This window comes from Candidatus Peregrinibacteria bacterium (genome assembly GCA_016220175.1).
Classification (GTDB): domain Bacteria; phylum Patescibacteriota; class Gracilibacteria; order CAIRYL01; family CAIRYL01; genus JACRHZ01.
The window spans coordinates 49,231-61,463 of sequence record JACRHZ010000011.1; the positions used below are offsets into that span (position 1 = coordinate 49,231).

The window sequence follows — 12,233 nt, forward strand, 5'->3', positions numbered from 1 at the left end:
ATATTGAGAGGGCAAATGGGCGGAAAAATCGTATTTACGATTCGTGTTTTTCAAAATATCGTCTTCGGTAAATGCTTCCCGCTGGGATAAGCTTGCCAATAATAACATTTTCCTTTAGACCGTCAAGATGATCTATCTTCCCCGTTGTGGCCGCACTTACGAGTACTCGAATTGTTTCTTGGAATGATGCCGCTGAAAGCCAAGAATCTGTAGCAAGAGAAATTCTTGTGAGTCCCAAAATGAGTTGTTCGTAGCGTGGAGGTTTTTTCTTGGGATGTTCTTTCTTGAAAATTTTAATTCTTCGATACTCAATAATTTCTCCAGGAAGAACATCGAGCATATCGGCTTGATCAATAATTCTCACACGAGAAAACATTTCTCGAACAATGATTTCGATATGCTTATCGTTAATAGTTTGCCCCTGAGAAGCGTAAATATTTTGAACTTCACTCGTAATATATTTCTGGACAATATTTGTATCTGTTTTTTCCAAAAGTTCACGAAGATTGTAATGACCATACGTAAGCGGAGTTCCTACTTGTACAAATGTTCCCGTCTCTACCTTGAGCATATCCCCAGAAGGGAATGAGTACTTCCTTTCTGCTTTTTTCGTGTGCTTTACAACAATTTTCCTTTCAGTGACTTCAATTACTTTCCCTCCATAGATTGCTCTCAAAACTTTTTGATCTTTCGCAAGAATTTGATTTTCTTTTACAAGATCGCCCTCTTTTACTGACACTTTTGCTCCATCAGAGATGTGATACTCATCCTGACCAAGTTTCTGTGCCTTAATGTGAGCAAAAACTTCATGTTCTCCTCTTTCTATGATGACTTCTCCCTCTACATCAGCGAGTGTGGCCGGAGTTTTTGGGGGTCTTGCTTCAAAAAGTTCTTCTACGCGTGTAAGACCTTGGGTAATATCCGCTCCTTCCGCCACTCCTCCCATATGAAATGTTCTCATGGTAAGCTGAGTTCCCGGTTCTCCGATGCTCTGCGCTGCAATGATTCCTACAGGAGTTCCGATCTCAACAGTTCTGTTGGAACCGAGATCTCTTCCATAACATTTTTGGCAAATTCCTCCCGGAGTTTCGCAGTTCATGATGCATCGTACCCTAAGCGTTTCAACTTTTCTTTTTGAAATTTCCCCCACAAGACGATTTCCGATTTCTTCATTTCTCTTCGCAATAATCTCCTTTGTTTTCGGATCCAGGAGATCTTCCGCCAAAGTCCTGCCATAAATTCTTCTCTCAAATTTTTCTCCGATTTTTTCAGAATCTTTTCTCGAAATTTCCAAATATGCAACGCTCTTGCAATCTTCTTCTCGAATGATAATATCCTGAACCGCATCGACAAGACGTCTCGTAAGATATCCTGCTTCTGCAGTCTTTAAAGCTGTGTCCGACTTTCCTTTTCGTCCTCCATGCGTCGCAATAAAATACTCCAGAATAGAAAATCCCTCTTTCAAATTCGCCTTAATGGGAAGTTCGATTGTTCTTCCTGAAGGACTTGCTACAAGTCCCTTGATTCCGCAGAGTTGCGTTACTTGTCCCCAATTTCCTCGTGCTCCTGAATCGATCATATAGAAAATATCATTTTCTGGAAAGTGTTTATAATTCTCAATCATCACCACAGAAATATCTGATTTCGCCTGCGCCCAAATTTTAATTGCATTGTTATAGCGTTCTTCATCAGTAATGAGTCCATTCCAATATTGTGTCCCGATTCTTAATACCTTTTGAGTCGCCTCCTCAAGAATTTTTTCTTTTTCCTTCGGAATTTTCATATCGTTCATTCCAATAGTAATTCCTGATTTTGTTGCATATTCAAATCCCAACTTCTTAATTTTATCCGTGATGGACGCCGTAACTTCAGTATCAGAAAGATCATAAATTTCAGAAATAATACGCTCAATTCGGTTTTTGTTGACGACTGAATTTTCAAAGGGAATATTGTCCGGGAGAATTTTATTGAAAATCACTCTTCCTACAGATGTCTCGATGATTTGTCCATCGACACGAATCCGTACTTTTGCCTGAAGATCAACGTGTCCACTCTCATAAACAAAAATAGCTTCCTCTTCCGAAGCGAATGCCATTCCCTCGCCTTTTTTCCCATCATGAATTTGTGTCAAGAAATAGACACCGAGCACCATATCCTGAGTTGGCGTAATAATAGGTTCTCCGGAAGAAGGCTTGAGAAGATTGTGACTCGAGAGCATAATTTCTCTCGCTTCTCTCTGTGCTTCTGTTGAGAGCGGAAGATGTACCGCCATTTGATCTCCATCAAAGTCCGCGTTAAATGCGGCGCAAACGAGTGGATGAATTTGAATTGCTTTTCCTTCAATAAGAATCGGAGAAAATGCCTGGATTCCAAGTCTGTGAAGAGTCGGAGCACGATTAAGGAGCACGTACTTTCCCTTAATCACGTCGTCCAAAATATCCCAAACGATTTTCTTTCCCGATTGGATAATTTTTTCTGCTCCTTTCACGTTGTGGGCAAATTCTCCTCGAATAAGTTCTCCGATAATAAACGGTTTAAAGAGCTTCATTGCGAGCTCTTTCGGAAGTCCGCATTGGTGGAGTCCCAACTCTGGACCGATGACGATCACAGAACGTCCCGAGTAATCAACACGTTTTCCCAAAAGATTTTGCCGAAAACGTCCTTGTTTTCCTTTGAGCATATCAGAAAGCGAACGAAGTTTTCGGCGATCACCAGAAGTGAATACCGCACGTCCTCCTCGAGAAGAATTATTGAGCAGTGTATCAACAGCTTCCTGAAGCATACGTTTTTCATTCCGACAGATAACTTCCGGAGCCCCAATAGCAATAAGCCTTTTGAGACGATTATTTCTATTGATAATTCTTCGATAGAGATCATTGAGGTCTGAAGCAGCAAACCTTCCCCCATCAAGCTGTACCATTGGACGAAGATCCGGAGGAATCACTGGAAGCTCTTTGAGAACCATCCATTCCGGAAGAATTCCGGCACGTTTCAGAGATTTGAGAAAACGTATTCTTTTCAATGTTTTTTTCTGCTTTTGTCCTGTAGCATCCACCACTTCTTCTTCGAGTTCTTCAATGAGCTCGTCCATTTCAACTTGCTCGAGAATGACACGAAGGCTCTCCGCTCCCGTTCCTGCTTTAAACACATGTCCGAACTTCATATTGAGTTCGCGGTATTCAAGCTCCGTCATGAGTGTCCATTTTTGGATAGATTCGAGTTCTTTACGGGCTTTGTCATGAGTTTCTTTCAGCTCTTCTATCTTTTTTGCTTTTTCCGCTTCAAACGCATCAACGTCTTCCTCAGATAGTTTTTTCTTTTGCTTCATCTGAGAAAGCTCATCTTTATATTCATCCATGATTTTCTTTCGATACGTTTTGTATTGATTTTCCAAATCTTCGAGTGCTTCCGTTTTGGCGTGCTCATCAACAGAAATCACAATGTAGGAAGCAAAGTAAATAATTTGTTCGAGTCCTTTCACCGGAATATCGAGAACAAGTCCGATGCGTGAAGGAGTAGAACGGAAAAACCAGGTGTGTGCAACGGGAACTGCGAGAGAAATATGTCCCATTCTCTCTCGCCTCACAATTGCACGAGTTACTTCCACACCACATTTCTCACAAATCACTCCTTTGTATCGAATTTTTTTATATTTTCCGCAGTAACATTCCCAGTTTTTTGTGGGTCCAAAAATTCGTTCACAAAAAAGTCCGTCAAGTTCCGGTTTTTGTGTACGGTAATTAATCGTTTCTGGCTTCGTTATTTCTCCGTGCGACCACGAGAGAATCATCTCCGGAGAAGCAACCTTGAGCGCTACGGCATTGAAACGATCGCTTCTTTTACTGTTTTGAGGATGAGAAGAGTACATATGAGAAAAATGCAAAATGAAGAATGAAAAGTGTGTTTATAAGAAAACTGTATTCTGTTCCGCGGATACGACGATTTTATAATATCTAAGATTCATCTATTTACTTCTCCGTCGTAGTTTCGGAAGAAGGAGCATCTGCAAAAAAGTCATCATCGTAGTCAGTTGGGGTGGGAGTCAAAGTGCTCACACTTGGTGATGCTTCTTCATGAACTACTTCTGGAGGAGTATCATTCTGTACTCTTTTTTCGAGCATAATCATGTCAGAAATGACAATTTCTGTTCGGAAAACTTTCACGCCTGACTCGTGATCCCAAGAACGAGTCTTCAGATATCCTTCGAGATATACGAGTTTTCCTTTTTTTAAATACTGAATACAAAGTTCCGCAAGGCGTCCCCATGCCACCACATTATGATATTCTGCAAGTGATTTTTTTTGTCCATCACTGCCAGCCCATTCACGATTTGTGGCAACTCCAAAAGTTGCTATTGTTTGTCCCGAAGAAGTTTGCCGCATTTCTGGGTCCCTCGTAACATTTCCGACAATTATAACCTTATTCACGCTTCTCATAAAAAAATGTTAAAAGAATAAAAAGTGAGAATACAGAGCCGAAAAATTATTTTTCCTCCTCTTTTTCTGCCTCTTCATCAACGGAATCTTCCTCCTCGCTTTGAGATTTTTTCTTAGCGATTTCATCGCCGTGAATTTCTTTCTCAATCATTTTTTCTGACTCAGCGATATTTTCCGTAAGTTCTTCCATCTTGTCTGTTTCTGGGATAATATCTTCCACCGCTTCTTCTGGAGGAAGTTCTATGTGCTCAATTTCTCCTTCTTTTTCTTCCATGAGATCAACATCAATACAGAGGGATTTAAGTTCATGCACAAGAACATTAAAAGACTCTGGTGTATTTGGCTTTCGAATGGACTCCGCCTTGACAATACTTTCATATGCCTTTGCCCTTCCGACCACATCATCTGATTTAATCGTGAGCATTTCCTGGAGCGTATGTGCTGCTCCGTATGCCTCGAGTGCCCATACTTCCATCTCTCCAAACCTCTGTCCTCCATGTTGAGCCTTTCCTCCGAGCGGTTGCTGGGTTACGATAGAATATGGTCCCACTGATCTCGCGTGGAGTTTATCTTCCACCAAATGAGAAAGTTTCATGATATAGGCAAATCCTACTGTTGTTTTATGTCCGAATGCTTCTCCTGTACGACCATCATAGAGCTGTACTTTGCCATCTTCTGGAAGTTCAGCACATTTCAGAAATTGAGTAATCATATCCGGTGAAATTCCATTGAGCACTGGAGTCGCAAAACGAACGTTTAATTTTGATGCAACCCATCCCAAATGTGTTTCGAGAATCTGCCCAATGTTCATTCGAGAAGAAACTCCAAGAGGATTCAAGATAATGTCAACTGGGGTACCATCCGGCAAGAATGGCATATCCTCAACTGGCACAATTTTAGAAACTACTCCTTTATTTCCATGTCTTCCCGCCATTTTATCTCCTACCTGAATTTTTCTTGTCTTTGCAACAAACACTCGAACCTGTTTTATCACCCCTTGGGGAAGGTCATCTCCTGCATCACGTGAAAAAATTTGGATATCAACCACTTTCCCTCCTTCTCCTCCGGGAAGACGAAGCGAAGTATCTTTTACATCTTTCGCCTTTTCTCCAAAAATTGCTTGGAGAAGTCTTTCTTCAGGAGTGAGTTCTGTTTCGCCTTTTGGCGTAATTTTTCCGACCAAAATATCGCCTTCCATTACCATGGAACCAATACGAACAACTCCATCTGAATCGAGATCTTTTAACTTTGTACTTCCTACATTTGGAATATCGCGAGTTATCATCTCCGGACCGAGCTTTGTGTCACGAACATCAATAGTAAAATTTTCGATGTGGATAGAATCATACACCGCATCTTTCACCATGCGATCCGAAAGAATGATCGCGTCTTCAAAGTTGTATCCATTCCACGGCAGATAAGCTACCAGAAGATTTCTTCCGAGCGCCACTTCCCCTTTCTCAACGGAGGATCCGTCAATCAGAGGATCTCCCTTTTTTACTTCTTGTTTCCGAGAAACTGTTGGTCGCATATTGAAACACGTTGCTTGATTTGATCTCACAAAATTATTGAGCTCATAGGTTTTTTTGTTTCCACTTTCATACAGTACAGTAACTTGCGTTGCATCCACACTCGTCACTTCTCCATCTTCTTCTGCCACAACCGCCTGTCCTGATGCTCTCGCAACCTCTCCTTCAAATCCTGTTCCTACAAGAGGCGTCTCAGGACGAAGAAGCGGAACTGCCTGACGTTGCATGTTTGATCCCATCGAAGCACGAGTATTATCGTCATGCTCAAGAAACGGAATGAGCGCTGTTGTTTCAGAAATAATTTGTTTGGGAGAAATATCGATGTGGGTAACGTCCAAATTATGAACGAGCGTCGCTTCTCCATTTTTTCGAGCTGATACTTGCGAATCGAGGAACTGCCCGAGTTCGTCGATTTCTGTGTTTGCCTGAGCAACAACAAAATCTTTTTCCTCATCAGCGTCATAATATTTTACTTCATCGGTGAGATAAGCGCGAACTCGAACTTCTTTTCTGCTTTTTTCGGCAAGAAGTTTGCTCGCCATTTCATTCGTAATTCGACTTCCAGCTCTTCCCACTTTTGCGATATTTTCTTCAAGAAAACGACCGACTAGGTGCTTCTTTTGGCTCGGAACAAGATTTGAAATTGTTCGAAATGGAGTTTCGATGAATCCGTAGGAATTTACTTTTGCGTAGGTCGCAAGGTGAACGACAAGTCCGATGTTTGGACCTTCTGGAGTTGAAATCGGACAAATTCTTCCATAGTGAGAAGCGTGTACGTCACGAACATCAAAGCTCGCACGCTCTCTCGAAAGTCCTCCTGGTCCCATTGCTGAAAGTCTTCTTTTATGCGACAACTCGGCGAGAGGATTTGTCTGATCCATAAACTGCGAGAGTTGTGAACTCGCATAAAACTCTCTCATCGCTGCGGTAATTGGACGGGAATTAATGAGTTGTGTAGGAGTAACCGTTTCGAGATCCACCACCGTCATGCGATCTTTGGCAATTCGGTCAGTTCGCATGAGTCCAACACGAAATTTGTTCTGTACAAGTTCTCCAACACTTCGAACACGTCTGTTTGAAAGGTGGTCAATGTCGTCTGTTAAAGGCTTTTTGTTGTTCAGATCAATAAGTTCACGAAGAATATGAATAAAATCTGACACCTGGAATGTTCTGTGAGCGAAGTCGTTTGGATAACTTGTTCCGAAACGTTTGTTGAGTTTATATCGAGCAATTGGTCCCATGTCATACCTTTTGAAATCATGGAACATGGCATCAATCAAAGATTTCGCGTTCTCTGCTGTTGCGAGATCTCCTGGACGAATTTTTCGATAAATCGATTGGTACGCCTCCGGAACTGTTTTTACCGCATCTCTTTCGAGTGTTTGCAAAACACCATTCGATTCCACATTCATATCCTCAAATATTTTTCTAATTTTCTCATCAGTGTCATATCCAAAAACTCTGAGGAGATGGGTTACTGGAATTTTCCTTTTGCGATCAATTTTTACAGTGATAACTCCCTTTTTATCGGTTTCTACTTCAAGCCATACACCTCGCTTAGGAATAACTTTGGCATTGTACGCTCCTGGTACCAGTGGATTTTTTGAGAAAAAAGCTCCGGGAGAACGTACAAGCTGATTTACGACAACTCGCTCAATTCCATTGACCACAAAAGTTCCCTTCGTGGTCATGAGCGGAATTGCGCCCAAAAATACTTCTTGTTCTTTAATTTCTCCTGTTTCTTTATTCACGAGTTTTACACGCACTTTGAGATTTGCCTCATAGGAAACGTTTTTTCTCTTCGCTTCTGATGCGGTAAATTTTGGTTTATCGTACGAGTGCTTCAAAAAATAAAGCTCCATCTTTTTCCCAGAAAAATCCGTGATGGGGGACACCTCTTCGAGGAGTTCTTTAATTCCATCTTGCAAAAACCAGTCATAGGAATTCACCTGGACTTCAATGAGCCCGGGGAGAGGATACGAATCATCGTCGCCTTCTGTAAAAAAAAGCCTCCCGTGGTCATTCTTGAGAAGAGGGAAGGGAAGATTTTTGAGAGAACGAGAAGATGAAATTGACAAAGACGAAGAAGAAGTGTGCTTCCGAGCCATAACTTGAAAAAATAAAGAAGGAGGAATATCACGGGAAAACCCGAACCAAAGAGCTCATGAGGCGGACCATTGCTTTCTCATCTGAGCGCTCTTTGTGTCCTTCTTTTCAGAACTCAGTCAGTACGAAAGGATACATAAGCGGAAGCATTGTACGGATTTACGAGGGGAATGCAAGTAAAATTTTAAATTTTGAAAAAAATCATTTTGGTTGACGGTAGAGAAAAAAGCCAGAGAAATCTGGTTTTCTGAAATTGGTGGTGCAAATGTAGAGACAAGGCATTGCCTTGTCTCTACTGATGAATTGGATTCAAAATTTGCGTGACCTATGGGCATGTTTTGTGGTATCATTATAAGGTGAAGATAAACACTATTTATGGAACTAAACTTGGAATTTAATCCCACAGAAAAGGCCGCCAATTTCCTCGGAACGCTCCTCGATTCGGGAAAAGAGATTGTGGAGAAGATCACCAGCATCGTGCCGGATATCTTTTTAGCGCTGGGAATCATTATATTTGGAATTATTTTTGGGAATATCGTCAGCTGGGGAATTCAAAAAATTGGAGAAAAACTCAAGATCATTCACATTTTTCATCGCATTGGCTTCACAAAACTCCTCCAAAAAGCGAACATCCAGAGTTCTCCTTCTGCTGTTATTGGAAAATTTGCACAGGGGTACATCATCACGATTTCTATCATCAGCGCGGCGAATGTGTTTGGATTTTATCAAGTCTCTGACTTTCTTGATAAAGTCATCAAATATATTCCAAATGTTCTCGTTTCACTCGTAATTATTCTTTTTGGTACCGGCGTTGCTGAGACCTCAAGTGCGATTCTTGAAAATACACTCAGAATCGCAAAATCAAAAGCGGCGAGAACTCTTGCTCTCTCTGCGAAATATATCATCATCACGTTCGCCATTATGGCGGCGCTATTTGAACTCAAAATCGCAGAAGAACTCGTGCAAATTCTCTTCACTGGATTTATCGCCATGATCGCTCTTGCGGGAGGACTGGCGTTTGGACTTGGGGGAAAAGATGTCGTGAGAGAAGTTTTGGAAGATTTGAAGAAGATGCCGGAGGAGGAGAAAAAATAAGGTCTGTTGCCAAACATTTTTTACGCAGCGAGTGGTGATAATCTCATTTCGCTCGGAATTTTGGCTATTACATTACTAATGCAATGTGTATTCCCTTCTCTCAAGTGAGCATTATCCCTTATTGGGATTGGGGTATATCCTGATTTGGCAAACATCTCATATGCTGCCAATGCGTCACCATTAAGATCGTCTTTTGATAGTTTTTCTTTCTCGTCAATTTCACCTTTGTATTGACCATAAAACACTGGAAATAGTATTTTTTTTCCTCCAGTGAGTTTATCTATATACGGAATAGCGTTAAGAGACGAAGCATGGTCTAGTATGCTTCTTTGTGCTGCTGAATGGGAAATTACCTTGTATCCGAGTGTCTGAAATTGTTCTTTGTAATCCTTGTGCTGATCCTCATACCATTTTCTTAGTAATTCTGATCGGAATCCTTTATATTGGTTCATAGGTACTTGCTTCCCTTCTAAGACGATATAAGACTGATCTCCATGAAAATTTTCTTTTTGGACAGCCCTTCCCATGACAACAACTTCTGCTCCACCAAATTGTTGAGAAATCTTTTTTGCTACCTCTTCTAGAGTTATTTTTTTGCCTTGTAATTGGTAAATTTTTGCAGTTTTTAGAACATCATTTATTCCGATGAAAACCAAAAGCTCTCCTTTTTCTGTTATGTCGAAAGTCATATTTCCTCCTTCAAATAAAAATCCGCTATTTGAATATTTCCCTTTCCAAATACAAATTGCATTGCAGCATTTCTTGGAATTGCCCTTTGTGTTCCATTGACCTGGAGGATTGCACCATCTTGATCTATCCCGTGAAATTCCATTGGAAGAAGAATTTTCTTTTCTCCATTAATCTCCATGACCTCAAACATGTCCTGTGCCCACATACCAACCCTGTCATTTCTTTCTCCTTGCGCGTTCGGCAATGTTATAAAATTTACTTTATTTTTTACCCCAATTCGATTTATTAATTTATGAGCTTCTTCTAAATTGTAGTCTTCTACGACAAGATCGACCTCAGCATATTCTGGTAAATTTCTTAAGAGATCATGATATGAACGAAATATTCGTTCTCTATAGTCTTCTTTTGTATGATCAAAATCCGAAAGAGAGTATTTTATGCTTGGTGGATCTTCTGGGGGAAGTGTGATGACTATTCTCTCCAAATTCCGCTGGTATTCAGGTACAACTTTTACAATAATATCGCTTTTTTCCCTTGCACGAATAAATTCACCCGTAAGAAATTCGTTTGCATACTCATCGAAGTCTAATTTTCTGTACTTCACTGCATTTTTGGGTTTATTAAATAAAGCCCCAAGTCCAAACCCAGCAACCAGACCTCCCAACACCAAAAGTGCGTTTCTTCTTGTAATAAGAGTTTGTCCTTCTATGCTTGGATCAAATGCCCGTTCATCACTTTTTTCAGCTCGTTGAGTGTAATGAAAACGCCGGAAAAACTTCTCTAAACCCATCTTTTACATGCCATAAAGTATTTGCATTATGACATTTGCTGATAATATATGCAAGCTGTTAGTGCCGATGAATACCTACACGTATCTCTTTTGGTTTCATTTTCCATTTTTCATTTTACATTGAGAAACCCCCTCTCCTACCTCATTCACGGGTCCGGCACCAATTGTTAAAATCACATCACCTGCTTTCGTTTCCGCATTCAAGATTTCAATTGTTTTTTCATAACTTTCTGAATATCTCACGCGCTGGTCTGATCGTAAATTTTTGGCGATTTCTTCCACAAGTATTTGCGGAGAGACCTTTTTCACGTCTTTTTCAGAATCTCTGACGCGATAAATTCCGGGAATGAGAATTTCATCGACATCAGGAAAACTTTTTCCAAATTCTTCGAGAAATGTGAATGTTCGAGAATATTGATGTGGTTCAAACACAATCCATTTTTTTCGATTCGGAAATTTTTCTTTGAGCGCTGAAAGCGTCGCTCGTATTTCTGTCGGATGATGTCCATAATCATCAATCACTAAAATTCCATTTTTTTCTCCTTTCTCTTCAAATCTCCTCCACGAACCGCGATACGCGCCGAGGCTTTTTTTGGCAATTTCGAGATCAAGCTCAAGCACAGAAAAAAGCGCGAGTACTTTTGACGCATTTTGCCGATTATGATTCCCTGGAATTTTCATTTCGGGAACGGCGTCAAGAAATTTTGATGCATCGATTTGTGTATATGTACGATTTCCATAAAGGCGCGACGGCGCCGTCGCGCCTTCCGAAGACAAAATTACCACTCCATCCGCAGACAATTTCGCAAGAAATTTTCGAAATCCCTCATCATATCTCTCCTTCGTTTTATAATAATCGAGATGATCGGAATCAATACTCGTGAGTACAATGATATTCGGATGGAGATGCAAAAATGATTCCCGATATTCACATGCTTCTACAATAAGAATATTGCTTTTTCCGATGCGGAAATTCTTTTTTCCCCATTCAAAAACTTTTGTTCCAAGAAGAACGTTTGGGCGAAAACCTACCGCTTCAAGGGCAAGTGCCGTCATTGCGGTGGTCGTACTTTTCCCATGCGTTCCGGCAATAGCAATCGTGAAATAGTCTCTGGAAATTTCTCCGAGTTTTTCAAAATATGATTTTTGGGGAATTTTTCTTTTTGCCGCTTCTCTTCGTTCCGGATTTTCTGGAGGAACTGCTTCAGTGTAGATGAGTTCAGAAATATCATGTGGAAGATTCTCCGCTTTTTGTTCTCGAGAAACAGAAATTCCTGATGCTTCGAGATCGTGCAGAATTTCTGAGTCGGACTGATCACTTCCAGACACATTTACACCGTGCTGATGGAGAAATTGTGCAAGCGCACTCATCCCAATACCGCCGATGCCGGAAAAGAAAAGACTTGCCACGATGCATTTAGAATGAAAGCGCTGACATTATAGAATAAAATGGCTTTGTTGCACAAATAAATTGTACGGGAATAGGAGTATGTCTAAGATGAGGAGGAACAATAACCTCTTTCAAAATGAAAAAGAAATCCTCACTTAGACAGAGATATCGTATCGCAAATTGGAAAGAGTACAATA

At 40.7% G+C, this 12,233-nt stretch carries 7 protein-coding genes; 1 reads left to right on the forward strand and 6 read right to left on the reverse strand.

Features of this window, described 5'->3' with window-relative positions:
* Positions 1-34 precede the first annotated feature (34 nt).
* From rpoC to HZA38_01300, 3 genes are all read right to left on the reverse strand, one after another.
* The gene (gene rpoC / locus HZA38_01290; GenBank protein MBI5414129.1) at positions 35-3,868 is read right to left on the reverse strand and encodes a DNA-directed RNA polymerase subunit beta'; all 3,834 of its coding nucleotides are present in this window, start codon (positions 3,866-3,868) and stop codon (positions 35-37) included.
* A 100-nt stretch (positions 3,869-3,968) separates the two neighbouring features.
* Positions 3,969-4,427 carry a single-stranded DNA-binding protein gene (ssb, locus tag HZA38_01295; GenBank protein ID MBI5414130.1) on the reverse strand — a complete coding sequence of 153 codons (459 nt, stop codon included), beginning with the start codon at positions 4,425-4,427 and terminating at the stop codon, positions 3,969-3,971.
* Between the two features lie 55 nt (positions 4,428-4,482).
* The gene (locus tag HZA38_01300) at positions 4,483-8,073 is read right to left on the reverse strand and encodes a DNA-directed RNA polymerase subunit beta (GenBank protein ID MBI5414131.1); all 3,591 of its coding nucleotides are present in this window, start codon (positions 8,071-8,073) and stop codon (positions 4,483-4,485) included.
* A 373-nt stretch (positions 8,074-8,446) separates the two neighbouring features.
* Between HZA38_01300 and HZA38_01305 the strand changes: the two genes are divergently transcribed.
* The gene (locus HZA38_01305) at positions 8,447-9,166 is read left to right on the forward strand and encodes a hypothetical protein (protein MBI5414132.1); all 720 of its coding nucleotides are present in this window, start codon (positions 8,447-8,449) and stop codon (positions 9,164-9,166) included.
* 20 nt (positions 9,167-9,186) lie between these two features.
* Here HZA38_01305 and HZA38_01310 read toward each other — a convergent pair whose 3' ends face one another.
* The 3 genes from HZA38_01310 to HZA38_01320 form a co-directional block, all read right to left on the reverse strand.
* Positions 9,187-9,855, reverse strand: a complete 669-nt coding sequence (locus HZA38_01310) for a hypothetical protein (GenBank protein MBI5414133.1) — start codon at positions 9,853-9,855, stop codon at positions 9,187-9,189.
* Positions 9,852-10,646: a hypothetical protein gene (locus tag HZA38_01315; GenBank protein MBI5414134.1), complete on the reverse strand. Its 795-nt coding sequence runs from the start codon at positions 10,644-10,646 to the stop codon at positions 9,852-9,854. Before HZA38_01315 ends, HZA38_01310 begins: the two co-directional genes overlap by 4 nt.
* 96 nt (positions 10,647-10,742) lie before the next feature.
* Positions 10,743-12,056, reverse strand: coding sequence for a UDP-N-acetylmuramate--L-alanine ligase (locus tag HZA38_01320; GenBank protein ID MBI5414135.1), 1,314 nt, complete (start codon positions 12,054-12,056; stop codon positions 10,743-10,745).
* Positions 12,057-12,233: the final 177 nt, after the last annotated feature.